This window comes from Burkholderia sp. Ac-20365, from assembly GCF_017104715.1.
In the GTDB taxonomy this organism is placed as follows: Bacteria; Pseudomonadota; Gammaproteobacteria; order Burkholderiales; family Burkholderiaceae; genus Paraburkholderia.
Genome location: NZ_JAAGPI010000012.1, coordinates 1 through 22,702, shown reverse-complemented (window position 1 = coordinate 22,702; position 22,702 = coordinate 1). Strand labels below are relative to the sequence as shown.

General features: G+C 61.3%; 27 protein-coding genes. 13 read left to right on the top strand and 14 right to left on the bottom strand.

Annotated elements, in window-relative coordinates; genetic code table 11:
* The first annotated feature begins 55 nt into the window (after positions 1-55).
* On the top strand, positions 56-895 hold the full coding sequence (locus G3O01_RS21465) for a helix-turn-helix transcriptional regulator (RefSeq protein WP_205807147.1): 840 nt from the start codon (positions 56-58) through the stop codon (positions 893-895).
* A 13-nt stretch (positions 896-908) separates the two neighbouring features.
* Here G3O01_RS21465 and G3O01_RS21460 read toward each other — a convergent pair whose 3' ends face one another.
* Positions 909-1,850, bottom strand: coding sequence for a LysR family transcriptional regulator (locus G3O01_RS21460; protein ID WP_205807146.1), 942 nt, complete (start codon positions 1,848-1,850; stop codon positions 909-911).
* A 110-nt stretch (positions 1,851-1,960) separates the two neighbouring features.
* Between G3O01_RS21460 and G3O01_RS21455 the strand changes: the two genes are divergently transcribed.
* Both G3O01_RS21455 and G3O01_RS21450 read left to right on the top strand, forming a co-directional pair.
* Positions 1,961-3,472, top strand: coding sequence for a CoA-acylating methylmalonate-semialdehyde dehydrogenase (locus tag G3O01_RS21455; protein ID WP_205807145.1), 1,512 nt, complete (start codon positions 1,961-1,963; stop codon positions 3,470-3,472).
* Positions 3,473-3,742: 270 nt separating this feature from the next.
* Complete coding sequence (locus tag G3O01_RS21450) at positions 3,743-3,940, top strand: hypothetical protein (protein ID WP_205807144.1); 198 nt, start codon at positions 3,743-3,745, stop codon at positions 3,938-3,940.
* A 102-nt stretch (positions 3,941-4,042) separates the two neighbouring features.
* On the opposite strand, the gene G3O01_RS21445 is transcribed toward G3O01_RS21450, so the two are convergent.
* The 8 genes from G3O01_RS21445 to G3O01_RS21410 all read right to left on the bottom strand — a co-directional run bounded on the left by G3O01_RS21445 (position 4,043) and on the right by G3O01_RS21410 (position 8,461).
* Positions 4,043-4,468: an organic hydroperoxide resistance protein gene (locus G3O01_RS21445; protein WP_205807143.1), complete on the bottom strand. Its 426-nt coding sequence runs from the start codon at positions 4,466-4,468 to the stop codon at positions 4,043-4,045.
* Between the two features lie 47 nt (positions 4,469-4,515).
* Positions 4,516-4,752: a 4-oxalocrotonate tautomerase family protein gene (locus tag G3O01_RS21440; protein ID WP_205807142.1), complete on the bottom strand. Its 237-nt coding sequence runs from the start codon at positions 4,750-4,752 to the stop codon at positions 4,516-4,518.
* 122 nt (positions 4,753-4,874) lie between these two features.
* On the bottom strand, positions 4,875-5,627 hold the full coding sequence (locus G3O01_RS21435) for a DNA-binding domain-containing protein (protein WP_205807141.1): 753 nt from the start codon (positions 5,625-5,627) through the stop codon (positions 4,875-4,877).
* On the bottom strand, positions 5,624-6,484 hold the full coding sequence (locus tag G3O01_RS21430) for a DUF692 domain-containing protein (RefSeq protein ID WP_205807140.1): 861 nt from the start codon (positions 6,482-6,484) through the stop codon (positions 5,624-5,626). The genes G3O01_RS21435 and G3O01_RS21430 overlap by 4 nt, the downstream gene beginning before the upstream one ends.
* A 71-nt stretch (positions 6,485-6,555) precedes the next feature.
* Complete coding sequence (locus G3O01_RS21425; protein WP_201649918.1) at positions 6,556-6,825, bottom strand: hypothetical protein; 270 nt, start codon at positions 6,823-6,825, stop codon at positions 6,556-6,558.
* A 74-nt stretch (positions 6,826-6,899) separates the two neighbouring features.
* A complete protein-coding gene (locus tag G3O01_RS21420; RefSeq protein WP_205807139.1) occupies positions 6,900-7,670 on the bottom strand; it encodes an alpha/beta hydrolase in 771 nt (256 codons plus the stop codon).
* A 72-nt stretch (positions 7,671-7,742) separates the two neighbouring features.
* Positions 7,743-8,183: a DoxX family protein gene (locus G3O01_RS21415; RefSeq protein WP_205807138.1), complete on the bottom strand. Its 441-nt coding sequence runs from the start codon at positions 8,181-8,183 to the stop codon at positions 7,743-7,745.
* Positions 8,183-8,461, bottom strand: a complete 279-nt coding sequence (locus tag G3O01_RS21410; RefSeq protein ID WP_205807137.1) for a DUF2282 domain-containing protein — start codon at positions 8,459-8,461, stop codon at positions 8,183-8,185. The genes G3O01_RS21415 and G3O01_RS21410 overlap by 1 nt, the downstream gene beginning before the upstream one ends.
* A 353-nt stretch (positions 8,462-8,814) precedes the next feature.
* Between G3O01_RS21410 and G3O01_RS21405 the strand changes: the two genes are divergently transcribed.
* Entirely contained in the window at positions 8,815-9,831 is a 1,017-nt protein-coding gene (locus tag G3O01_RS21405) for a D-cysteine desulfhydrase family protein (RefSeq protein WP_205807136.1), read from the top strand.
* Positions 9,832-9,863: 32 nt separating this feature from the next.
* Here the strand turns inward: G3O01_RS21405 and G3O01_RS21400 are convergent, their stop codons facing one another.
* Complete coding sequence (locus tag G3O01_RS21400; protein ID WP_205807568.1) at positions 9,864-10,415, bottom strand: thioredoxin family protein; 552 nt, start codon at positions 10,413-10,415, stop codon at positions 9,864-9,866.
* 180 nt (positions 10,416-10,595) lie between these two features.
* On the opposite strand from G3O01_RS21400, the gene G3O01_RS21395 reads away from it, so the two are divergent.
* On the top strand, positions 10,596-10,736 hold the full coding sequence (locus tag G3O01_RS21395; RefSeq protein ID WP_205807135.1) for a hypothetical protein: 141 nt from the start codon (positions 10,596-10,598) through the stop codon (positions 10,734-10,736).
* Positions 10,737-10,974: 238 nt separating this feature from the next.
* Here G3O01_RS21395 and G3O01_RS21390 read toward each other — a convergent pair whose 3' ends face one another.
* Positions 10,975-11,973: an alpha/beta hydrolase gene (locus G3O01_RS21390; protein ID WP_205807566.1), complete on the bottom strand. Its 999-nt coding sequence runs from the start codon at positions 11,971-11,973 to the stop codon at positions 10,975-10,977.
* 263 nt (positions 11,974-12,236) lie between these two features.
* Between G3O01_RS21390 and G3O01_RS21385 the strand changes: the two genes are divergently transcribed.
* From G3O01_RS21385 to G3O01_RS21370, 4 genes are all read left to right on the top strand, one after another.
* Positions 12,237-13,646 (top strand): MmgE/PrpD family protein, encoded by a 1,410-nt coding sequence (locus G3O01_RS21385; protein WP_205807134.1) that lies wholly within the window; start codon positions 12,237-12,239, stop codon positions 13,644-13,646.
* A gap of 26 nt (positions 13,647-13,672) precedes the next feature.
* Positions 13,673-13,903: a tautomerase family protein gene (locus G3O01_RS21380; protein WP_007579042.1), complete on the top strand. Its 231-nt coding sequence runs from the start codon at positions 13,673-13,675 to the stop codon at positions 13,901-13,903.
* 18 nt (positions 13,904-13,921) lie between these two features.
* Entirely contained in the window at positions 13,922-14,128 is a 207-nt protein-coding gene (locus G3O01_RS21375; RefSeq protein ID WP_205807133.1) for a tautomerase family protein, read from the top strand.
* A 146-nt stretch (positions 14,129-14,274) separates the two neighbouring features.
* Positions 14,275-15,162: a LysR family transcriptional regulator gene (locus G3O01_RS21370; RefSeq protein WP_205807132.1), complete on the top strand. Its 888-nt coding sequence runs from the start codon at positions 14,275-14,277 to the stop codon at positions 15,160-15,162.
* A gap of 23 nt (positions 15,163-15,185) precedes the next feature.
* Here the strand turns inward: G3O01_RS21370 and G3O01_RS21365 are convergent, their stop codons facing one another.
* Positions 15,186-16,133: a LysR family transcriptional regulator gene (locus G3O01_RS21365; RefSeq protein ID WP_205807131.1), complete on the bottom strand. Its 948-nt coding sequence runs from the start codon at positions 16,131-16,133 to the stop codon at positions 15,186-15,188.
* 169 nt (positions 16,134-16,302) lie between these two features.
* Complete coding sequence (locus G3O01_RS21360; RefSeq protein WP_205807130.1) at positions 16,303-16,728, bottom strand: VOC family protein; 426 nt, start codon at positions 16,726-16,728, stop codon at positions 16,303-16,305.
* Between the two features lie 336 nt (positions 16,729-17,064).
* Between G3O01_RS21360 and G3O01_RS21355 the strand changes: the two genes are divergently transcribed.
* Positions 17,065-17,976: a PilZ domain-containing protein gene (locus G3O01_RS21355; RefSeq protein WP_205807129.1), complete on the top strand. Its 912-nt coding sequence runs from the start codon at positions 17,065-17,067 to the stop codon at positions 17,974-17,976.
* Between the two features lie 189 nt (positions 17,977-18,165).
* On the opposite strand, the gene G3O01_RS21350 is transcribed toward G3O01_RS21355, so the two are convergent.
* On the bottom strand, positions 18,166-18,420 hold the full coding sequence (locus G3O01_RS21350) for an H-NS family nucleoid-associated regulatory protein (protein ID WP_205807128.1): 255 nt from the start codon (positions 18,418-18,420) through the stop codon (positions 18,166-18,168).
* A gap of 325 nt (positions 18,421-18,745) precedes the next feature.
* Here G3O01_RS21350 and G3O01_RS21345 point away from each other — a divergent pair, with 325 nt between their 5' ends.
* From G3O01_RS21345 to G3O01_RS21335, 3 genes are all read left to right on the top strand, one after another.
* On the top strand, positions 18,746-19,129 hold the full coding sequence (locus G3O01_RS21345) for a response regulator (RefSeq protein WP_205807127.1): 384 nt from the start codon (positions 18,746-18,748) through the stop codon (positions 19,127-19,129).
* Positions 19,130-19,365: 236 nt separating this feature from the next.
* Entirely contained in the window at positions 19,366-21,564 is a 2,199-nt protein-coding gene (locus G3O01_RS21340; RefSeq protein WP_205807126.1) for a PAS domain S-box protein, read from the top strand.
* A complete protein-coding gene (locus G3O01_RS21335) occupies positions 21,554-22,240 on the top strand; it encodes a response regulator (RefSeq protein WP_205807125.1) in 687 nt (228 codons plus the stop codon). Before G3O01_RS21340 ends, G3O01_RS21335 begins: the two co-directional genes overlap by 11 nt.
* Positions 22,241-22,702 lie beyond the last annotated feature (462 nt).

The following is a 22,702-nucleotide window of genomic DNA, read 5'->3' as shown; positions in this document are numbered from 1 at the left end:
GCTTATCAGGGTGAAGTAGTGACGTTTTACAGGTATACGGACTAACAGGATCAGCATGGACGCGAACGACAATCTGCTGGGTGCCTATCTGCGCGACCGCCGCACGAAGCTGGACCCCGCCGCGCTGGGCCTGCCCGCTGCGCGCCGGCGCACGCCCGGTCTGCGGCGCGAAGAGGTCGCGCAACGCGCCAACGTCAGCGCGACGTGGTACACGTGGCTGGAGCAGGGGCGCGGCGGCGCGCCGTCGGCGGGCGTGCTCGACCGCATTGCGCGGGCGTTGCTGCTGACGGACGTCGAGCGCGAGCATCTGTTCCTGCTTGGGCTGGGCCGGCCGCCAGAGGTCCGCTATCAGCCGCCCGGCAGCGTGTCGCCGCGCCTGCAGCGCGTGCTCGACGCGCTGGAATTCAGCTCCGCCGTGGTGAGGACGTCGACGTGGGATATCGTCGGCTGGAATCGCGCGGCGCAGGCGGTGCTGACCGATTACGCGGCGCTGCCGCCCAAAGAGCGCAACATCCTGCGCCTGATCTTTCTCGATCCGCATGTGCGCAACGCGCAGCCCAATTGGGAAAGTGTCGCGCGTTTCGTGGTGGCAGCGTTTCGCGCCGATGCCGCGCGCGGCGGCGCCGCGAAGAACATCCAGGCATTCGTCGATGAACTGGGCGAACTAAGCCCCGAATTCGACGCAATGTGGCGAGCCAACGACGTTCGCGCCAACGACGAAGGCACGAAGGAAATCCGCCATCCGGTTCTGGGGTTGATCGAGCTGGAGTATTCCGGGTTCGTCGTGCACGGAAGGCCCGATCTCAGTCTGGTGGTCTACACGCCCGCATCGGACGACGCGGAAGAGCGGGTGAGGAAGCTTATTTCCCAGTATTCGGGCGGCGTTGGGCTTTGACGTCGTGTGGCCATCAAACGGGGAATCCGTTCGCAAAGCGCTCGCGCAGATAACTGACGAACAACCCGACCGCGCGCGGCACATGCGACGCGTACGGCCGCACGATGTACAACTGCTCGGCGAATGCGCCCGTGACGCGCCATTCGGGCAGCACGACGACCAGCTTGCCCGCCTGAACGGCGGCCTGCGCGGTGAAATCCGGCACCAGCGCAATGCCGAGGCTTTCGAGCGCCGCGTCGCGCAGTGTCTCGCTGTTGTTGGCGGAGAACTGGCCGTTGATGGGCAGCGTGACCGGCTGCGTTGCATTCTTGCGCGCCGTTTTGCGTTCGAACGACCACATCGGCTCGCCCGTCGAGCGCGGATAGAACAGGCAATCGTGAGAGGCGAGATCTTCCGGCGACTGCGGCGTGCCGCGCTTGCGCAGATAGGCGCGCGTCGCGACGATCACGGAGTGCGTCTCGCAGAGTTTCCACGCGACGTGCGTATCGGGCGGCTCCGCGCTATGCCGGATCGCCAGATCGAAGCCTTCCGTGGCGAGCGACACGATCCGGTCCGACACCTCCAGCTGCACGCGGACCTCGGGGTTGGCCGTCAGAAACTCGGGCAGCTTCGGCACCAGTTGCTGCCGCGCGAGCGCAACAGGCGCCGTCACGCGCACCAGACCGCGCGGCACGCCCGACAGTTCACGCACCTGCGCGAAGCTCGCGGCAATCTGCGCGTACTGCGCGCGGGTGCTGTCGACGAGCTGCTGGCCCGCTTCCGTCAGCCGTACGCTGCGCGTGGTGCGCTGCACCAGCGAAATACCCGCGGCGCGCTCCAGTTCCGAAATGCGCTGGCTCATCGCCGCCTTGCTGACGCCTAGCCGCGAGGCGGCGGCCGTGTACGTGCCTTGCTCGGCGAGCATCGTCAGCCAGTGCAAATGCGTCCAGAGTTCCTCGATATTTTGCGTATCCATACACTGATTGTTCACAATGGCAAACATTGAGTTCAATGGTAGCCTCTTTCCAGCGCGTGCGCAGCTTTCTACACTTCTTTCAACGCCAATCACAAACGAAGGAGTGGGACATGCAAGCCTTTACCGACAGCGCAGACGTGGGACATTTCATCCACGGCGAACGCGTCAATGGCACGGGAACCCGTAGCCAGGCCGTCTTCAACCCCGCCACGGGCGCGCGAGCCCGCAAGCTGCTGCTGGGCGAGGCTGCCGATGTCGATGCGGCTGTTGCCAGCGCGAAGTCCGCCTTTCCGAAGTGGGCCGACACGCCGCCTATCAAGCGTGCGCGCGTCATGCTGCGTTTTCTCGAACTGATGAACCGTCATCGCGACGAACTCGCGGCGATCATCACGGCGGAGCACGGCAAGGTGTTTTCGGATGCGCAAGGTGAAGTGTCGCGCGGCATCGACGTCATCGAATTTTCTTGCGGCATTCCGCAATTGCTGAAAGGCGACTACACGGAACAGGTGTCGACGGGTATCGACAACTGGACGATGCGCCAGCCGCTCGGCGTCGTCACGGGCATCACGCCGTTCAACTTCCCCTGCATGGTGCCGTGCTGGATGTTCCCGGTCGCCATCGCAACGGGCAACACGTTCGTGCTGAAGCCGAGCGAGCGCGATCCGTCGGCCGCGCTGTTCATGGCGAAGCTGTTGAAAGAAGCGGGCCTGCCCGACGGCGTGTTCAACGTCGTGCAGGGCGACAAGGTGGTCGTGGATGCATTGCTCACGCACCCGGATGTCAAGGCCGTGAGCTTCGTCGGCTCGACGCCGATTGCGAACTACATCTACGAAACGGGCGCAAAGCATGGCAAGCGCGTGCAGGCACTTGGCGGCGCGAAGAACCATATGGTGGTGATGCCCGACGCGGATCTCGAGAAATCGGTCGATGCGCTGATCGGCGCCGCGTACGGTTCGGCAGGCGAGCGCTGCATGGCGATCTCGGTTGCGCTGCTGGTCGGCGATGTGGCCGACAAGATCATTCCGCAACTGGCGGAGCGCGCCCGTACGCTGATCGTGAAGAACGGCATGGAAGCCGATGCGGAAATGGGTCCGATCGTCACGCGTCAGGCGCTGGAGCGCATCGAAGGGTATATCGCCGAAGGCGTGAAGGAAGGCGCGACGCTCGTCGTCGATGGCCGCGGTCTGAAGGTGGCCGGTCATGAAGACGGCTTCTTCACGGGCGGCACGCTGTTTGACAACGTCACGCCGGACATGCGCATCTACAAGGAAGAGATTTTCGGGCCGGTGCTTGCCTGCGTGCGCGTGAAGGACTTCACGGAAGCCGTTGAACTCATCAACGCACACGAATTCGGTAACGGCGTCGCGTGCTTCACGAGCGATGGCAACGTTGCACGCGAATTCGGCCGCCGTATCGAAGTCGGCATGGTCGGCATCAATGTGCCGATTCCCGTGCCGATGGCATGGCACGGCTTCGGCGGCTGGAAGCGCAGCCTGTTCGGCGATACGCATGCCTACGGCGAAGAGGGCGTGCGCTTCTACACGAAGCAGAAGTCGATCATGCAGCGCTGGTCGGAAAGCATCGAGAAGGGCGCTGAGTTCGCGATGCCGACGGCGAAGTAATACGCTTTAAGCCCGCTTTAACCCGAAACAGGCAGCGCTTTAAAGAGCGCGGCCTGTTTGCGTTTTGCAGTTCTGGTCTGATGTTTGGAGACTGCCTTTATGTCGCTGAATTGATATTTCAAATCGCTCCGATAGCACGCATTATTCCCGATTTGAAAACTGTGAATTCTGCCCAGCCTGGTTTGTCGATCGCGCGAAGAAGTTTAACCTTCTGTTAAAGGCCGACGTTCGATATTCGACGTCGTCACAGGCTCTACAGAGGAACAGAACATGAAGCGCGAATCTTTGAACTTCCGCAATATCGATGACCATAGCGGCGCAGGCGTACGTGCGCGCGTTGAAGCGGTATCGAGCGAAAAGGCACAGGCGGCCGCCGTGCCGCGCAACTGGGCGTGGGCACACGTCAGCGACTCATACGACTGGATGGATGCGCATAGCCCGTCCGTGGTGACGGGGCTGGTTGACTGAATGCAATCTGGCGATTGCCATTCGAACCGGAAAGAGACTGTTGCTGGCCGCATTGTGAATGCTGCGTGAAAAACGCGGCCAGCAGGTCAACCGGTTGAAGAATTAAACGAGTGTGAGTTTCACATCGATGTTATTGCGCGTTGCATTCGAATACGGGCAAACGATGTGAGCCTTGTTGACGAGATCTTGCGCGGCACCTTTTTCCATACCCGGCAATGATATTTTCATCTCGACTTCGATGCCGAACCCATTCGGAATCGGCCCGATCCCGACGCTGCTGTCGATCGATGCATCGGCGGGCATCGCGATCTTATCTCGTGCGGCAACGAATTTCATCGCACCGATAAAGCATGCGCTGTAACCGGCGGCGAACAACTGTTCCGGGTTCGCGCCTTCCCCGCCTTGTCCGCCCAGTTCCTTGGGCGTCGTGAGCTTGAAGTCCAGATTTGCAGCGGGCACCGTTGCGCGGCCGTCGCGGCCACCCGTTGCGGTTGCGTGTGCTGTGTACAGCGCCTTTTCGAGCGACATGACAAACTCCTTCGTTGAAGTCCTGCGTGTTGGTGGAAGACTGCAGGTCAGGCTTGTTTCGATGCTTTGATCTTTCGATACTCGAGGGCAGGCAGACCGCCCCAGCCCCAGTTGTCCGTCGGCACTTCTTCGATCACGACGAACGTCGATTCCATAGGCTTGTTCAGTACGTCGAGCAACACCTGGCTCACGCCCTTGATGAGCTGCGCCTTTTCTTCGGCGGTCACGCTATCCGCGCCGGGCTTTGTTCCTTCACGCGTGACCTGAATCGTGACAATCGGCATCTTGCTCCCCTCGATCGTAGTTGAGGAATGGCGCGTGCGCCAGCGCACCCGCCGTGGTGGACGCACGCGCCCGCGCGGTTGACCGTCGCAACGCGCAGGAGACCTCGCGTCAACGCACGACGTCAGACACCTTCCACGCCCACGATGAGTTCGCTGCCCAGCCAGCCCGCAAGCAGCGCGCCCGCTTTCGCCACGCCGTGCTCGTCGCCCAGTCGTTCGACGAGCACGTCGCATAGTGTTGCAAAGCTTTCGTTTTCCTGCAGATGAAGGAGCGCGTCGTACTCGGCGGCATCGACGCGTTTGAGGCACGATACGAACTGGCGCCGCCACACGATCAGCCCGCCGGGCTCGTCGAGCATCTCGCTCTCGGGCGGCGCGGTGTCGCCGGACAATGCCGACCAGATGCTATCCGCATTGGTGGTGGCGGGGCGATGCCTGAGCGAGGGCGTCAGGCACAGGCGCGCCGCGTCCCAGTCGACGGATGCGAGCGCGTCGAGAGGGAGCGGCTGTGCGTCATGCGCAACGAAGGCTTCCGCCAGCGCATTTTCGATCCACGCGAGCTCGTGCACGTCGGGATTGTTCGGAAACAGCACACCCAGCGTATCGCCGAAACCGTACGCGTAGGCGTCGAGTGTCCATGCGTGCGGCGGATGGTGATTGATATGCGTCACGGCAGCGTGCAGAAAAGCATCGTCGCCAAGCAACGTCCGTACCTGTGGAAACGAATGTTCGAGACATTCGATCAGTTGCCCGCGATAGTTGTTCTGATAGACGGACAGGCGGCGCATCGCGTCGTGGCCGACGCGTCGCGCCGCTTCATCCGATGCATCCGTGAGCCACGAGCGGAAGTCCTGTTGCCACGCAGCGAGCGTCATGCGGCCTCCGCAATATGCGTGTCGCGCGCATTCTGCGCATTCGCACCGAGCTTGCGCGCGATCCACAATTCCTGCAGCAACTCATTCAACGGCGGCACATTGCCATCGCGTTCAATCATCGTCGCGACCGGACCCAGCCGCGCGATCGCGTTGGCATAAAGCGTCCAGACTTCGTCGCACACAGGGCTGTCATGCGTATCGATCAGCAGATCGCGTCCTTGCGAATGTCCCGCCAGATGGATCTGATGCACGCGATCGAGGGGCAAGCCGTCGAGATAGGCAAGCGCATCGAAACCATGATTGGTCGCGCTCACGAAGATATTGTTCACGTCGAGCAGCAGTCCACAGCCTGTGCGTTGCGACATTGCCGAGATGAATTCCCACTCGGTCATCGTCGCGCCGTCGAACGCGAGATAGCTGGACGGGTTTTCGAGCAGCATCTGGCGGCCGAGTGCGTTCTGTGCAACGTCGATATTCGCGCAGACGGTATCGAGCGCTTCGTCGGTATAGGGAACGGGCAGCAGGTCGTGCGAATTGAAGCGGCCAATGCGCGACCAGCTCAGATGATCGGATACGAACAGCGGATCGATATCGTCTACGAGCGACTTCAGGCGGCGCAGATAGTCACGATCGACGCCGTCCGCCGAGCCGATCGACATCGACACGCCATGCAGCACGACGGGATGCTTCTCGCGCACGCGGCGAAGAATATCGCGCGGCTGTCCGCCATCGACCATGAAGTTCTCGGAAATGACTTCGACGAAATCGACGGGAACGTCCGTTTCCAGGAAGTCGCGATAGTGTTCCTTGCGCAGGCCGAGACCATAGCCTGCAAAGCGGGGACTGGGAGTGAGCATGAGTCGAACGCGGCTGCGAAGTGTCGATAAAAGAACTGGCCCGGTTATGTGCAACCGGGCCAGCATGGAACTTACTTCGGTTCCGTCAGCGTGCCGCCAAGCGACAGGCATTCGCTCGGGGTCTTCACGACTACGCCCTTGCCCTTGCAGCTGTTGAGGCCCTTGCAGTCGTTGTGTGCGGTCGCGCAGAGCGCCTGGCCCTTGCATGCATTGACGCCGTAGCAGCGGCCGGGTTGCTCGCCCGTAGCGGCGCTCGCGGAGGTGGCGACGGTCGCCGATGCGAGGGCGAGGAGGGCTGCGGCTGCAGCGAAGCTGACGCGGGATTTGACGTTGCTGTTCATGGTTGCTCCATGGTGGGTTGAATGAAATGGGTTGCGTGTGTGTTGCACGTGTGTTGCGTGAAAGGGCGCGCTGCTTACTTCGCGTTCAGCGCCGCTTCTTCGATGACCTTCGCGACCGCTTCAGGCTGCGAAATTTCGATCGCATGGCTGGCCTTCACTTCCGTGACTTTCGACCCGGCGCGCTTGTACATCCAGCGTTGCAGGTCCGGGTTGATCACGCGGTCGTCGGTCGCGACGATGCCGTAGGTCGGCTTGTTGTGCCACGCAACCGTGAAGGGCGCAGATGCGAACGTCGCGACCGTGGCCGTCACTTGCGATACCGCCATGAAGTCGGTGCGGTTCGAGACGAGATCGCCGGCGTAATCCGTGCCGTATTTCGCGGGGTCGAAGTAGTAGTGGCCGTCGATCGTCTTCACGACGCCGTCCGTGAGTTTCGGCATCGAGCCTTCCAGTTGCGTCACGCTTTCGCCGACATCGGGCTGAAACGCAGCGACGTACACGAGCGCCTTCACCTTCGGGCGCGCACCCGCTTCCGTAATGACGGAGCCGCCATAGCCGTGGCCAACCAGCACGACGGGGCCTGTCTGTCCGATCACGGCGTTGCTGGTGGCGGCGACGTCTTCTGCGAGCGTCGTCATCGGCGGCTGGACGATGCGGACGTTGTAGCCCTTGTGGATCAGAATGTCGTGCACCGCGCGCCAGCCGGAGCCATCGGTGAACGCGCCGTGGACGATCACGATGTTCTTCACGCCGGGCGGCGTGGGTGCATCAGGTGCAGCGGCGAACGTTGCGCCTGAAACGGCGAGCGCGGCTGCGGCGAAGGTCAAAGTCGAAAGAATGCGCATAGTGTTTTTGAATGCAGGCCACGCGGGCCTCGAGGTTGAAATCGTGTAGCGGGTAACGCTGCTGAACGTGAATTAGTTCGCGTTGCGCGAGCGGCCCAGCAGATGATCGAGCGACCAGTCTCCTGCGCCATGAACAATGAGCGGAAGAAGCAGACCAGCCCAGCTCAGATGCGTCGGCCATGCGTCGGGATAGACGAAGATCTCGATCACGGCCGTCATGCCCAGCAATACGAATGCGGCCGGGCGTGTGACGAGACCCAGCACGAGCAGGATCGGGCACAGATGTTCCGCATACGTCGCGAGATGCGCGGCCAGCTCGGGGGGAATCAGCGGCAACGCATATTCCGAACGGAACAGCGCGTACGTCGATGGCTTGATCGTCAGCAGGCCTTGTACTTTCGTGCGTCCTGACAGAAAGAAGGTTGCCGCGATGCCGACGCGCGCCACGAGCAGCAACAGCGCGGGCGGCAGCACACGCGACAGGCGCGCTGCGTTGGCTTCGGAATTCAGCATCACGATTTCGCCTTCAGCGAGCCGAAGCCCTTCGGCGTCTTGATGTTCGTGCAGGTGCCCTTGTCGACCATGACGAATGCGTCGCCCTGATAGTCGACTTTCGATGTGCCGGCGCAGCTCGTGCCAGGACCGGCTGCGCAATCGTTCTTGCCGGCGAGCGACACACCAAAGCATTTCTCTTGCGGTTTGGCCTGCTCGGAACCGGCATGGGCGCTGGTTGCAAGGACCGTGAGTGACAGGGCGACGGTAGCGGCGAGTTTTGCGCGAGTGCTTTGCATATTCATCTCCTAAGAGTGGTGAAAGTTAATTAGATCGTGTGCGATGTAATCTGATGCGTGATGATACTGGGCTTGCGTAATTTGTCAATCGGTTGCGAGTAAATCGCGTGCGATATATATGTAAAAGGGGAATGGCATGGAATGCGATCATCTGGCCGGATTCGGCGAGCGAAAGCGGAAAGCCGGGCCATGAGTCCGCAAATACACGTGCAATAGAGCGTAGAGTTTTCATCGACTGTTTCCTGATGTTCAATCTTGTCTGGCATTGATTCCTGTGGCGCACGACATGCGGCACGCGCGGCGATGCGCTAACATCTGCGCCACGCAATACGCCGTTATATGGAGACATTTGCATGTCCAACGCACCTTCTCTCGATCTCACCGCATTTCCCCGTTACTCATTGATCGAAGGCCCTACGCCTGTCCAGTACCTCAGCCGCCTGAGCAAGCAGGTCGGTGACGTGGATATCTACGTCAAGCGTGACGACCTCATGGGTCTCGGCGGCGGCGGCAGCAAGCTGAGAAAGCTCGAATTTCTGCTGGGCGAGGCGCTCGCGCAAGGCGCGGACACGATCATCACGGTCGGCGCGCGTCAATCGAATCACGCGCGGCTTACGGCGGCGGCTGCGGCGCGCGCCGGGCTTCAGTGCGAGCTCGTGCTGACCCGCATGGTGCCGCGCGAAGACGACGATTACATCCACAACGGCAATGTGCTGCTCGATGCATTGCTTGGTGCGCGCGTTCACGATCTGCCGGGCAATGCCGACGCAATGGCATTCGCGCAAAATCGCACGGACGAATTGCGCAAGGCCGGGCGCAACGTGTATGTCGCGCCGATGGGCGGATCGTCGGCTGTCGGCAATCTCGGCTACGCGGCATGTGCGGCTGAAATTCTCGAACAGGCGCATACATTGGGCGTTTCCTTCGACCGCATTGCGATATCCAACGGGAGTGGCGGCACGCAGGCGGGCCTCGTCGCCGGTTTGCTGGCGATGGGCGAAAACCCTACGCGTGTCGTTTCGTACAACGTGCTGGCGACTCATGACAACACCCTGTCGAATACGCAGTTGAAAGCGAAAGAAACGTTCGCGCTGCTGCGGCCCGACGCGCCTTTTCCCATTGAGAGCGTGATCGTTGCGGACGGCCAACGCGGCGAGGGCTACGGCATTCCCACCGATGCAATGCGCGAAGCCGTGCGGCTTCTGGCAACCACAGAAGGCCTGCTGCTCGATCCCGTCTATAGCGGGAAGGCATTCGCAGGCCTGCTGCACGACATCAGAAACGGAACGATCGCGCGAGGCTCGAAGGTTCTGTTCCTGATGACGGGCGGTTTGCCGGGGCTGTACGCGTATCGCAGCGCGTTCGAATGAATCGCGCCGCGCCCTGATCTCCAAAGCGGCACTCAACCCGCGCGCGCCAGCTGCTCGCGGACAGCGGCTTCGATCTGGTCATAATCGCCTTCGCCATAGTGGCTATAGACGAGGTGCCCCTGCTTGTCGATCAGATAGACCGCCGGCCAGTACTGATTGCCGTAGGCATTCCACGTCGCGTACTGGTTATCTTGCGCGACGGGATAGTGCAACCCGTATTCGGCAATCGCTGCCTTGACCTTCTTCGTCTCGTGCTCGAATGCGTATTCGGGCGTGTGCACGCCGACCACGACCAGCCCCTGGTCCTTGTACTTCTGATAAAGCTTCTCGACATGCGGCAGTGTATGCACGCAGTTGATGCACGTGTATGTCCAGAAGTCGACCAGCACAACCTTTCCGCGCAATTGCTGCATTGTCAGCGGCGGTGAATTCAGCCATTGATCGATACCCGCGAATTCCGGCGCAGGGCGATTCTTTTCGATGGGAGCGGCAGGTGCAGCGCCGCTATTGGCGACGAGCGCGCCCAATCCGGCAACGGCAGCGATTGCAACGACGGCGGTCAGGGTTTTGATCCGGTTGAGCATGTCGGCGTCCTTTGGGTTGAAAGACATGACCGTATTGAACCGTTCGCGCGTATCTCGGCTGTGTCGCGATGTCGTGTGTTTGAATCGTCTTGTATCAGAAGAGCGACGAGATACATTGGGACACAATTGCACGCATGGCCTGCGCTATAACAAAGATGTGAATCAATGTTGGAGGCAATCATGAAACGGCTTTTGGCAATCTTCTTCTTTCTTGCAGGCGGTCTTGCGATCGAAGTCACGCATCCCGTTCAGTGCGATCTGGTGACGGCGATTGGCACGCAGCTGAAGCGTCGTAAAACAGCGGCGCGCGTGGCGCGGTGAAGAAATCGCGGGTTAGGTATCCGAATGTACCCGGTATGCAAAGCGATACCCAGGCGCGAGTCGATGCGCAGATGAGCATCGTGAATAGTTCTTATGGCGCTGCGGGCGAATCCGCTTCGGCTGCTGGAGCGTCCGCGAAAGCGCATGACGCGGTTGGTCTGGGACCGATTTACGCCCGTCCATAAGTCAGACCTTCTGAATACGCAAAGCGCGCGCTGCATGCGCGCGCTTTTGCATTTCAGGTTCTCCACTTTCCGTTGCGCGCAAGTTCTGCGCAAGCATCGGCGAATGCCTTTGGCGCTTCTTGCGGCAGATTGTGGCCCGCATCCGGAATCTGCCGGTGAACACGATAGCCAGTGAAATTCGCCGCGGATGCGCGGCCGTCAGTGGCGGGAATGACGCCATCGGCGAGACCGTCGAGTGTGATGGTCGGCACTGTAATGGGCGGAACCGAAGCGAGCTTCTTTTCGATCTCGTCGTATTGCGGATAACCGGGAGCGAGTCCCAGACGATGCCGATATGAATGGATCACGATATCCACGAAGTCGGGATTGTCGAATGCTGCAGCCGAACGCTCGAACATCGCCTCACTGAAATGCCACGTCGGCGAATTGTTCTTCCAAAGAATGTGGGCAAGTTCGCGGCGGCTGGCCTGCAGTCCCGCCCGTCCACGCTCGGTCTGAAAATAGTACTGGTACCAAAGCCCATGTTCGATAGCAGGCGGCAGCGGCGAGCCTGCCCTGGCGATGTCCTGGATCAGATAGCCGTTCGCGGACACAAGGCCGATACAACGCGAAGGCTTGATCGCAGCCACAACGCAGGCCGCGCGGCCACCCCAGTCATACCCGGCCAGTACGGCTTCGGGAATATCCAGCGCGTTCATCAACTCGATCACATCCTGTCCGACAGCAGCTTGCTGACCTGCGCGCGGTGTATCGGCTGAAAGGAGGCGCGTCGTTCCGAAGCCGCGCAGATACGGCACGATCACGCGAAAGCCTTGCTCGGCCAGCATCGGCGCGACGTCAACGTAGCTGTGAATGTCGTACGGAAAGCCGTGCAGCAGAATGATCGGGCGGCCTTCGGCGGGGCCGGCTTCGTGATAACCGATGTCGAGCAGATCCGTGCGTACCTGGCGCACGGGTAGCGTGGCTAGCGGTTTCGCGGGGACAGCGGCAAATGCCTGCGGAATGACTCCCGGCGCGGCCAACGCGGCGACGCTTGCTGCCGCTGCAAAGATGAAGCGGCGTCGATTGGACAATTCTTCCGACACGATAAAAGTTCTCTTCCGTGAATGGCGACAGAAGATTGAAGCGCGTGAATGTATCTGGTTTGTGTCTGCTGCAGGTCGCCTGTGTAGCGTTTTGTAGGGGAAAAGGGACGCCTGAAAATTAGTCGGGACTATCAGCGCAACAGATAGCGGTATCGAAACCCTTCGCTTGATGTCATCGATATTGGATGCGACATTGAGTCACCCGTTCTTCACGCGAGACCTTGATGCCCATGAGTACGCTTACGGCTGTTGAACGTATCGGCCGCTTCGCCGACGTTGCCCACTCCAGTGAGTTGACGCCGCAGACGCGGCACCTGCTCAAGCGAAATATCCTCGACAGCCTCGGGTGCGCGATTGCCGCATTGCCTGGCACGCCGTTTCAGGCGCTGCGAGAACAATTCGATGAATACCGCAGCGGCGGAACGTGTTCGCTGATCGGCGGCGGTTCGACCTCTCCCGATCAGGCCGCGTTGTACAACTCGGCGCTCGTGCGTTACGTGGATCTGCTCGACAGCTATATGTCGGCGGGCGGGCTCTGCCATCCGAGCGATAACTTTGGCGGCGTACTGGCTGCCGCCGAGCATGCATCGGCAGATGGCGAATCGTTCATGCTCGCACTGGCCGTGGCGTATGAAATTGGCTGTCGCATTACGGCGATCGTTCCGGTCATGGCGAAAGGCTTCAATCACGCGATCCAACTCGCGATGTCGTCGGCGGCTGCTTCGGGAAAGCTGCTGGGTCTCGACGCGGAGCAAATCGCGCACGCCATCGCCATTGCAACCGTCGACAATGTCTCCCTGTCCTGCGTGCATTCCGAACCTGTGTCGTACTGGAAGGGCTTTTCGCCGGGCATCACGTGCATGCGGGCCGTTTATTCGGCGTCACTGGCAAAGCGCGGCTTTACCGGGCCACTACGTCTTTTCGAAGGACCAAACGGTCTCGTGCGCATGTTCGACCAGCCGCTCGACGTGAACTGGGAAGATCCGCGCCTCGACGTGGTTCATCAAACCGTGATGAAGAAATACTGCTCGCTGATTCACGGCCAGCCTGTGCTCGAAGCGACGCTGGAATTGAAGCGCGCGCACGGCATCACGGGCGATGACATCGAAGACGTAACGTGCGACATCTTCCAGATGGGCTACGACATTGCGGGCGGTGGCGGTTTCGGTGCCAAAGACAATCCGCAAACGAAAGAGCAGGCGGACTACAACCTCAAGTACCTGATTGCGGCAGCGTTGCTCGACGATCAGGTCGGACCCGCGCAACTGGAACCGGCGCGCGTGCAGGCCGCCGATGCGCAAGCGTTACTGAAGAAAGTGACGGTACGTCCTGATGCCGCATTTTCCGCCCAGTATCCGCAGGCATTGAATACACGCATTACGATCCGCTGCCGCGACGGCCGCGTGGTGTCGAAGGAACACGTCGGCTTTGAAGGCGGTCTCGACAATCCGTTTACATGGGAGCGGACCGTCGAGAAATTCAACTGGCTAAGCGAGCCCTATGCAGATGAAACATTGCGCGGGCAGATCATCGATATGGTTGCGAAACTCGAAGAACACACCATTCCCGAGTTGATGCAATTACTCACGAAAGTGAGTCCACAAGCAAGGTATCCGGCACAACACCCGGGAATTCAATAACCAGTCGAGCCAAACAGGAGACACGAATGGCCCTGATTTCATGTGACATGCGGTACGGCAGAACCGACGAACAGAAGCGTCAGCTCGCAGCAGGGCTGCTGCGCGTGGTGAGCGAAGCGACAGGCGAAACGAAGAACGATATCTTCATCGTCTTTCGCGAAGGCCGGGGCATCAACTTCGTCGAACACGGCGAGCATCTTCCGGAATACGTGGAAGGCGCCGCGAACGACAAAGAACTGATCAGCCGACTCAAGTAACTACCGCAGGAGCTTTAGATGCCTTTTATCGAATGCCATATTGCTTCCGGACTCACGCCGGCACGCCGGGAACAGCTGATGCGCGACATTATTCAGGTCACGCACGACGCGATCGGTTCCGACCCGAAGATCATCAACGTGATCCTGCATGAACACCCGCGCGAGAACATCAGCGTGTCGAGCCGTATCAATGGCGAGGACTTCAACGCGAAAAAAGCGGTTTAATGCCGCGGCAGAAGCGCGAAGCGCGTTCACCGCGCCGGTACGCGATCAGGCTTTGGTGTACGATGACGAACGACTTGTGTGGCAATGCAGAGCGGGCCTGTGACGACTGTTATCAAGGCCTTGTCGATCTCATCGAGGTGTAAAGCATGGATGTCGCCGACCTCAAGGTATTCGAGGCAGTGGCCCGTCACGGCAGCATGAACCGGGCGGCTGTCGAACTTCATACCGTTCAGTCCAACGTGACAGCGCGAATCCGGTCTCTCGAAAGAGAAATCGGCGTCGCGCTATTTCAGCGTCATGTGCGCGGCGTGAGTCTCACGCCCGCCGGTCAACGCATGCTCCCGTACGCCGCGCGCATTGCCAAGCTGCTCTCGGATGCACGTGTGGCCGCACTTGACGACGGTCCGCCCGCCGGCGCTCTCGCGCTGGGCACGCTCGAAACGACTGCGGCGCTGCGTCTGTCGCCCATTTTGAGCAACTTCGCGCGACTCTATCCGCAAGTACGCCTCTCATTGACCACGGGCACGAGCTGCAGCCTCACGGAAGAGGTCGCCGCGTGCAAGCTCGACGGTGCCTTCGTAGCAGGGCCCGTTGAACATCCGGATCTCCACGCCGAGATGATCTACCAGGAAGAACTGGTACTGGTGACGCCGCGCAATGTGCGCTCGATGGATACGCTGTCCTCGGTGCCCGAACTCAAGACCATCGTGTTCAGACTGGGTTGTTCGTATCGGCAGCGGCTCGAAGCATTGCTGGCGGAAATGGGCATCGTGACGGCCACGCCGCTCGAATTCGGTTCGCTGGATGCAATCATTGCGTGCGTCGCGGCGGGCATCGGCGTCACACTGCTGCCGCGCGGCGTGGTCGCTGCGGCGGCCGAGCAGGACATCGTCGCGATCCATTCGTTGCCGCCGGAGAAAGCGCAGGTGCTCACGCTTTTTATCCGTCGCCACGACGCCTATGTATCGAGCGCAATGCAGGCCTTCGTCGAAGTAGCGCGTTCACGGCTTGGCCCCGTGATGGCGGCGGCTTGAAGGATTTGAGCAGCCTGAGTGAATCAGGCTGCCTGCTGCTGGGCTTCGAGTAATGGCGCGCGGCGCCGTGCACTGTTGAGCCGAAAAAACTCGGTGCAATAGTCGACAAATGTTCTGAAGCGCGCGGGCAAGAGTTCCCGGTGCGAATAGAACAGACAGATTTCGACATCACTGTCGAAGATCGAGCAGCCGGGCAACACGGGCACGAGCTTGCCCATCATCACATCTTCCCGCGCAATCGCTTCAGGCAACTCGGCAATGCCAGCACCCGCCAGTGCGGCTGCGCGCAGCAACACGTCGTTTCCGTCCATCGATGACATCGGGATCACCTGCACGGGTGCGCCGTTTTCGATGACCTGCACGTAGTTCGTATTCTTCTGCCGCGACTGTGACGGCAGCAGCAGAAAGTGCTCGGCCAGATCCGCAGCGCGATGCGGCGTGCCGCGCTGCGCAAGATAATCCGCCGATGCAACCAGCGAGCGCGGCGACTTGAACAGCGTCCGGCGGATCACCGCGGACTGCTCGACCTGATGCGGCGGCAGTATCGCCATGTCGAACTGGCCGTCGTACAGATTCACCGCACCCTCATGCACGGACACCACGAGGTTCACGTTCGGCGCGACCGCGCGATACGCGGCGAGGAACTGCGAAAAGGTCTCGCTGACCAGCATCGGATGAATCACGAGCCGCAGCTTGCCGCTGTCCACCTCGCGCTCGCGCATGATGCGGCGATTCGCTTCGTCGAGTTCTTCGAGTAGCCGGCAGCAGCTGAGATAGTACGATTGCGCCTCTTCCGTCAGCGTGACGGAGCGTGTCGTGCGATGAAGCACGCGCGTCTGGATCGACGCTTCCAGCTTGGCGATCGCCTTGGAAATCGAGCCGGTCGTCACGCCCAGCGAGGTCGCCGCCTTGCTGAAACTCTGATGCTGCGCCGCCGAAACGAACGCCCTCAACATGTAAAGCTGGTCCATGCTCAACCTCTGCTCTGTTGCTGCCTGACTGCACTGGCATCACTCTAGCAACAGATCGCGGGGAGAACGCGCGGTTTGTTTTGATAGGGGTATCACCCGCGGTGATAGCTAACCAGCGCGGGTTTTTCTGCGGGGAATGGGGCGGTGAACCGCTTGCAGGCCGTGGATGTCAGCCCGCCGCCTTCAGACGCGGATCGAAGTCGAACTCGAGCCGGATGCCGCCCGGTTCGTAGATCATCGTATGGCGCTTCGGGCCGGCACCGAGGTTCTCCGGTGCGAACTCGACCTTGACGCCGGGCCACTTCGACACGCGCGCGTGAATCTCGTTGAGCGCTTCGTCGCTGCCGACGCGCAGCGCCAGATGATGCAGGCCGACATTGGTCTTGCGATTGAATGCGACGAGGTTCGCCTGATCGGTGACTTGCCACAGCGTGAGCATCACGTGTCCATCCGATACGAACGCGGCCGGGTAGTCCGGCCGTTCGCCGACCTGCTTCCAGTGCAGACATTCGACGAAAAAGTCGCGCGTCGCCGTCAGGTCGCGCACGGCGAGGCCGACGTGATCGATGCCGGAGGTGAGTGCCTGGGTAGTCATGTCGAGCCTTCCTTTGCAGTTAGCGGACTGGTTGTCCCGTGATAGCACGCGCGACGCGTGAACGCAAAATCATTCGCCGGCAGCAGCGATGGCGGCCATTATAGGGACGCCGCGCCGCAAACATTCTTGAGCCGCGGGAAACCAACCTTTGCAGGCTCGCCATTGCGCGCGACGCGGTTTTGCTTTCGTCTGTGGAAACAATCGGACAAGACGAGAGCAAGTAAAACGTTTGCCTGGTTGGACCAGATGACGGTGTCGTGCATACTTGCTCCCTGCACGGATTGCGCGATGCCGCAATTGCGATGCGGTAAAAAATTCGAGAGGAGAGTACGAGTCATGCCGTTGGTGCCGCTGTCGCAACGGGAGGTCACGATCGGGGTTCCGCTGCCGTTTTCCGTCTACACGGCGGACGGCAGGCTGCTGATGGGCCGCGGGCACATCGTCCACAGCGCGGAGCAATGCGAGCGGCTCTTCGCGCAGGCGCCGTTCAGGCACACGTTCCCCGGCGAGCGCCGCGACGACGCAACACCCGAGGCAGAGGAGGCCGCGCCCGCGTCCGCCGGACGTGCGCGGCGCGGTCATGACGATCAGACGCTGGTCGGGCCATTTCCGGTGTCCGGCTGTATCCCCGAAGACTTTGTGATCTCGCTGGCGAGCGGCCCGGCCATTTCGTCGCGCACACGCTTCGTCGGCGCGCTCGACGATGTGAGCCTGCTGCTCGCGGGCGAAGGCGTCGATCCCGCGTTCGCGCCGGGCGAGGCGGTCGAAGGGCAGTTCATCGCCGGACGTTACCGGCATGCGTTCGAGTCGGAAGTCATCGGGCGGCATGCTTTGCCGTTCGACGTGCTGTATCTGCGCTATCCCAGAGAAGTCCGCTCGCGTGCGCTGCGCAGGCATGTGCGTGTCGGCATCGACGTGACGGCGCACCTGTCCCGCAACGACCTGCCAATGGCGGGCACGGAAGTCCGCGCTGTCGATCTGAGCGCGGCGGGCGTCGGCCTGCTGGTCAATGCAAATGCGAATTCCATCGCACCCGGCGAACACTTCAAGCTCTCGCTGCCGCTCACGCGCGCTGGCCGCGTGCGTACCGCGCCGCTGAACTGCATTGCGCGCAACCGCCGCACGAAAGACGGGGAAACCCTGGTGGGCGCCGAGTTCGGCAGCACATCGGGCGACGTGCGCGCGCTCGTCAAGGACTACGTGATGGACGTGCTCACAGGGGCCGTGCCGTCCGAACGCTACGCCTGAAGCCATGCGAAAAAAAGCCGACGTCTTCGCCGGCTGAATTGGCTCCCATGGCTACGAGGGGGATGCACGGGAACCGACGCCATCATACGGGCGGCAAGATGAAGCCAGGCTTAAGGACCATGCGCGAGCCGGCATTCGCATCGCATACATAGGCCTGGATTCGGCACGCGGCGTATGTCACACGCGTGGTCACTCGCACAGAAAGTGATCGACGCTCTGGCCCGCCGCGACCGCGCGGCACAGCCACTCCGGCAGCTCGCCTTCGCCCGTCCAGGTATTACCCCATGCATCGCGGTAGCGAATCCTTTTTACCGCTTCGATATCCTGCTGAAGCGCGTTCTGCAGCGCTTCGATCGTGATGTCGCATTCCTGCATGCGGCGTTTGAGCCACAGAATCAGGCGCTCGCGCGCTTCGCCTTCCAGATGTTCGATGACGGCGGACACGTTGTTTTTCCTTGTTGGCAAGAAGACGGTGAATCCCGTCGATAGTCTTTGATCGGGGCGTTGCCCGTGATTTCGCCAATGTAGAGAGGTGACGCGCGGGCAGGTTGCAACATGGCACGAGCGCGTTCCGAAACGCACGGCGGCACGGCCGGATTCGCCGTCAGGCAAGCCTGGCGGGCCTCTCAGGGCGGCCGATAGCACGCGAGGAGGGCAGAACTATACCTACATATGATTCTCGCGACGGGCCGATTCCCATAAGATGAACCCATCTTGAACGGCATTACGCAAACCGTGCCGTTGTCAACCAACGGCCGAGGAAAGTCGCTTGCACAACCATCCGATCGCTTCAGTCATCGACGACGACGAATCCGTCCGTACCGCGATGTCGAGCCTCGTTCGTTCACTGGATTGGGATGTCCAGCTGTACGCATCGGCCGAGGCGTTCCTCGCATCCGGTGTCGCGCCCGAAGTCGCGTGCATCATCTCCGATGTGCAGATGCCCGGCATGAGCGGTCTCGACATGTATCGTCATCTGCTCGACAAGGGCGTCACGCAGCCCATCATCTTCATCTCGGCTTTCGCTTCCGACGCGGTGCGCCGGCAGGCACTCGATCTCGGCGCGCTGTGCGTGCTGACCAAACCCGTGGACGGCGCCGAAGTGTCGCGTTGTCTCGCGCAGCTCGAACCCGCCGGCTCGCAGGGCGAATGAAGCGGGCGCGTTGCCGCGCCGCGGCCCTATGCCAGGGGTTTTCGGGCTATTCGGATAGAATCCAATCCGGACCCAATTGGGCCGGCATCCTGGATGTCCGACTGTCGAGCGACGTTCGCTGCGGCGCGAATCAGGGTTGCGCTGCCCGCTGACCAATGCTCGCGAGGAACGTCCATGCCGAAGATGTGCCGTACGCTTTACGGTTCAGCCAACCATCGCGCCCGCGGGGCGTCGTGATGTTCCGTCACGGCGCCGGCCTGACGCCGGCTCGCGACGCGCGCGTTCTCTTCACGCTGGCGGCGATCGTCGGCGTGATCGTATTCATCATCGATGCGCTGACGCCGCTCGACATCGCCATTGCGGTGCTCTACGTGGTGGTCGTGCTGCTGGTTGCGTCGACGGGCTCACGCCAGGCCGCGTTCGCGACCGCCTGCACCTGTGCTGCGCTGACGCTGATCGCATTTGCGATGTCGCACGACGACAACTATTCGGGCGGCTCGATTGCACGCTGCATCGTGAGCCTGCTGGCCATCGGCACGACGTCGTTTCTCGCGCTGCGCAACCAGGCGAACACCGCGCGCCTGCAGGAACAGATCCAGTTGCTGAACCTGACGCACGACGCCATCGTCGCGTACGACATGAGCGACCGCATCACGTTCTGGAATCAGGGCGCGGAAGAGCTATACGGCTGGCGCGCCGACCAGGCGATCGGCCAGCGCATTCACGAACTCACGCGAACCAGCTCATCCATTCCTGTCGACGAACTGCGCGACGAAGTGGTCAGCAAGGGCCGCTGGGAAGGCGAATTGCAGCGCGTGCGCAGCGACGGCAGCACGGTGATCGTGTCGAGCCGCTTTGCGCTGTGGCGCGACGACAAGGGCCGGCCGCGCGCCGTGCTTGCGACCAACAACGACATCACGATGCGCAAGAGCATGGAAGCGGAGTTGCTGCGGCAGCAGGAAGAACTGCGCGCGACCATCGACGCGATTCCGGGCATGGTATGGAGCTCCTCGCGCGACGGCGAACTCAGCTACATCAACCGGCGCTGGAACGAACTTGGCATCACGCTGGCGGGCAATAGCGGCGACGTGTGGACCTCGATCGTGCACCCCGACGACTGGCCGTCGATGCACGCCGCGTGGCGCGGCGCGATTGCAACGGGCAAGCCGTTCGAGAACGAGGCACGCATCCGGCACAGCAACGGCTCGTATCGGTGGATGCATATCGGCGCGGAGCCGTTGCGCGATCCGAACGGGCAGATTCTGCGCTGGTACGGCGTCAATACCGACATCGAAGAGCGCAAGCAGGCCGAGCAGGCGCTGGAACGCAGCGAGGCGTTTCTGTCCGACGCGCAGCGTCTGAGCCGCACGGGCAGTATCGCGACGCGCCTGCCGTCGGGCGAGATGTGGTGGTCCGACGAGGCGTACCGGATTTTCGAGTACGCGCCCGACTACATGCCCGGCATGGAACTGATCCTGGCGCGCACGCATCCCGACGATCTCTCGCTGGTGCGCGACGCGTACGAAGCGGGGCTGGCGGGCGCGCCGTACGTCGATGTCGAGCACCGGCTGCTGATGCCCGATGGACGCGTGAAGTATGTCCACTACGTCGCGCATCTGGCCGTGCCGCAGTCGGCCAACATCGAATACGTGGGCGCGCTGATGGACGTGACGGAGCGTCAGGTCGCGCAGGATGCGCTGGACCGCTCGACGGCGGAACTCGCGCACGTCACGCGCGTGACGATGCTCGGTGAAATGGCGGCGTCGATTGCGCACGAAGTCACGCAGCCGCTCGCGGCGATCGTGACGGCGGGCGATGCCGCGACACGCTGGCTGAACCGCGCGAAGCCCGATCTCGGCGAGGTCGGCCAGTCGATCAGCCAGATGGTGCGCGACGCGAAGCGTGCGAGCGACGTGATCCGCCAGATACGCTCGATGGCGCAGAAGCGCGACCCGAGCCAGGCGGTGCTCGATCTGAATGCTATCGTGAGAGAATCGATCGAGCTTGTGCGGCGCGAACTGGACGCCGCGCGTATCGAGCTCGAAGTCAGTTTTGCGGAGCCGCCGCCGCTGGTGTGCGGCGATCGCGTGCAGTTGCAGCAGGTGGTCATCAATCTCGTGATGAATGGCGTGCAGGCGATGGCGGGCATAACGGGGCGCGCACGGCGCATGCGCATCTCAACGAGCCTTGCGGATGGGCATTACGGGCAGGTCGCCGTCGAAGATTCCGGAACGGGCATCAGCGAGGAGAACGTAGGGCGGCTCTTCAACGCGTTCTTCACGACCAAGGCGGACGGGATGGGCATGGGCCTGTCGATCTGCCGGTCCATCGTCGAGGCGCACGGCGGGCGCATCTGGGCCGAGTCGCAGGAAGGACAGGGCGCGACGATGCAATTCGTTTTGCCGATCGATAAAGGAACGTGTGATGAGCAGTGATGAAATGAACGACCCGAATCAGTCGATCGTTTATGTCGTCGACGACGACGATTCGATGCGCGCGGCGGTGTCGATGCTGCTGCGCTCCGTGGGCTTACGGGTTGAGGCGTTTGCTTCTGCTCAGGAGTTTTTGTCGTTTGGCAAGCCGGATGTGCCGAGTTGCCTGATTCTGGATGTACGGCTGAAGGGGCAGAGCGGGCTTGCCGTGCAGGAGCAGATTGCGGCTGGCGATGTGCGGGTGCCGATCATCTTTATGACTGCGCATGGCGATATCGCGATGTCGGTGAAGGCCATGAAGGCCGGTGCGATGGATTTTCTGGCCAAGCCGTTTCGCGATCAGGACATGCTGGACGCAGTGGCTAACGCGCTCGCGCAGGATGAGGAACGTCGAAAGTCCGAACGTTCGGTTTCGGATTTGCGCCGGATGTATGAGTCGCTGACGCCGCGAGAGCGTGAAGTGATGGCGTTCGTTGCCAGCGGGCTGATGAACAAGCAGATCGCGGCTGAGATGAACCTCAGTGAGATTACCGTGAAGATTCATCGTGGGCAGGCGATGAAGAAAATGGAGTCGAGGTCGTTGGCGGATTTTGTTCTTAAGGCCGAGGCCCTTGGGGTGAAGTCTCTTGAGGGTGGGGGTGGGTCTGGGTCGTCGTCGCGGACTTCCCGCGGGGCTTGAGGTTTTTGTTTGTGTCTTGCGACGCTAGGTTGGTTTGCTTTTGTTGTTGCTGGCATCCGCGTGATGTTTTCGTGCTTCATGCGTTGCCCCTGTGCGGGGCGGCACCTACTTTTCTTTGCCGCGGCAAAGAAAAGTAGGCAAAAGAAAGCCGCTGAACACCGCTAATCCTTGACGTTTGCCCACGGGCTCCCAACGGCCCCGTCCTGTTCGCGGCATTGCTCTTCTCAACGCTCGCTGCCAATGCGTTGAATTGGCTCATCACCCGCTTCCCGCTCCCGCGTCGCCGCTAGCGCGATCAAACTGCCCACGTTCTATAGCGGCAAACTGTGTGTCGACTTTCGCGACGTATGCACTCCACTCCAGACTGAAAACCACGATCACGGCTCGGAAGCATGATCGGTGTCGTAAGAGCGCCGACGTGTGAAGCACTACGACCTACACACAGTTTGCCACCTGGGCGGC

What these genes read in the sequence shown, in the direction of transcription:
- G3O01_RS21465 (WP_205807147.1), top strand. Translation starts at nt 56, where the DNA reads ATGGACGCGAACGACAATCTGCTGGGTGCCTATCTGCGCGACCGCCGC.
- G3O01_RS21460 (WP_205807146.1), bottom strand. Translation starts at nt 1,850, where the DNA reads ATGGATACGCAAAATATCGAGGAACTCTGGACGCATTTGCACTGGCTG.
- G3O01_RS21455 (WP_205807145.1), top strand. Translation starts at nt 1,961, where the DNA reads ATGCAAGCCTTTACCGACAGCGCAGACGTGGGACATTTCATCCACGGC.
- G3O01_RS21450 (WP_205807144.1), top strand. Translation starts at nt 3,743, where the DNA reads ATGAAGCGCGAATCTTTGAACTTCCGCAATATCGATGACCATAGCGGC.
- G3O01_RS21445 (WP_205807143.1), bottom strand. Translation starts at nt 4,468, where the DNA reads ATGTCGCTCGAAAAGGCGCTGTACACAGCACACGCAACCGCAACGGGT.
- G3O01_RS21440 (WP_205807142.1), bottom strand. Translation starts at nt 4,752, where the DNA reads ATGCCGATTGTCACGATTCAGGTCACGCGTGAAGGAACAAAGCCCGGC.
- G3O01_RS21435 (WP_205807141.1), bottom strand. Translation starts at nt 5,627, where the DNA reads ATGACGCTCGCTGCGTGGCAACAGGACTTCCGCTCGTGGCTCACGGAT.
- G3O01_RS21430 (WP_205807140.1), bottom strand. Translation starts at nt 6,484, where the DNA reads ATGCTCACTCCCAGTCCCCGCTTTGCAGGCTATGGTCTCGGCCTGCGC.
- G3O01_RS21425 (WP_201649918.1), bottom strand. Translation starts at nt 6,825, where the DNA reads ATGAACAGCAACGTCAAATCCCGCGTCAGCTTCGCTGCAGCCGCAGCC.
- G3O01_RS21420 (WP_205807139.1), bottom strand. Translation starts at nt 7,670, where the DNA reads ATGCGCATTCTTTCGACTTTGACCTTCGCCGCAGCCGCGCTCGCCGTT.
- G3O01_RS21415 (WP_205807138.1), bottom strand. Translation starts at nt 8,183, where the DNA reads ATGCTGAATTCCGAAGCCAACGCAGCGCGCCTGTCGCGTGTGCTGCCG.
- G3O01_RS21410 (WP_205807137.1), bottom strand. Translation starts at nt 8,461, where the DNA reads ATGCAAAGCACTCGCGCAAAACTCGCCGCTACCGTCGCCCTGTCACTC.
- G3O01_RS21405 (WP_205807136.1), top strand. Translation starts at nt 8,815, where the DNA reads ATGTCCAACGCACCTTCTCTCGATCTCACCGCATTTCCCCGTTACTCA.
- G3O01_RS21400 (WP_205807568.1), bottom strand. Translation starts at nt 10,415, where the DNA reads ATGCTCAACCGGATCAAAACCCTGACCGCCGTCGTTGCAATCGCTGCC.
- G3O01_RS21395 (WP_205807135.1), top strand. Translation starts at nt 10,596, where the DNA reads ATGAAACGGCTTTTGGCAATCTTCTTCTTTCTTGCAGGCGGTCTTGCG.
- G3O01_RS21385 (WP_205807134.1), top strand. Translation starts at nt 12,237, where the DNA reads ATGAGTACGCTTACGGCTGTTGAACGTATCGGCCGCTTCGCCGACGTT.
- G3O01_RS21380 (WP_007579042.1), top strand. Translation starts at nt 13,673, where the DNA reads ATGGCCCTGATTTCATGTGACATGCGGTACGGCAGAACCGACGAACAG.
- G3O01_RS21375 (WP_205807133.1), top strand. Translation starts at nt 13,922, where the DNA reads ATGCCTTTTATCGAATGCCATATTGCTTCCGGACTCACGCCGGCACGC.
- G3O01_RS21370 (WP_205807132.1), top strand. Translation starts at nt 14,275, where the DNA reads ATGGATGTCGCCGACCTCAAGGTATTCGAGGCAGTGGCCCGTCACGGC.
- G3O01_RS21365 (WP_205807131.1), bottom strand. Translation starts at nt 16,133, where the DNA reads ATGGACCAGCTTTACATGTTGAGGGCGTTCGTTTCGGCGGCGCAGCAT.
- G3O01_RS21360 (WP_205807130.1), bottom strand. Translation starts at nt 16,728, where the DNA reads ATGACTACCCAGGCACTCACCTCCGGCATCGATCACGTCGGCCTCGCC.
- G3O01_RS21355 (WP_205807129.1), top strand. Translation starts at nt 17,065, where the DNA reads ATGCCGTTGGTGCCGCTGTCGCAACGGGAGGTCACGATCGGGGTTCCG.
- G3O01_RS21340 (WP_205807126.1), top strand. Translation starts at nt 19,366, where the DNA reads ATGTTCCGTCACGGCGCCGGCCTGACGCCGGCTCGCGACGCGCGCGTT.
- G3O01_RS21335 (WP_205807125.1), top strand. Translation starts at nt 21,554, where the DNA reads ATGAGCAGTGATGAAATGAACGACCCGAATCAGTCGATCGTTTATGTC.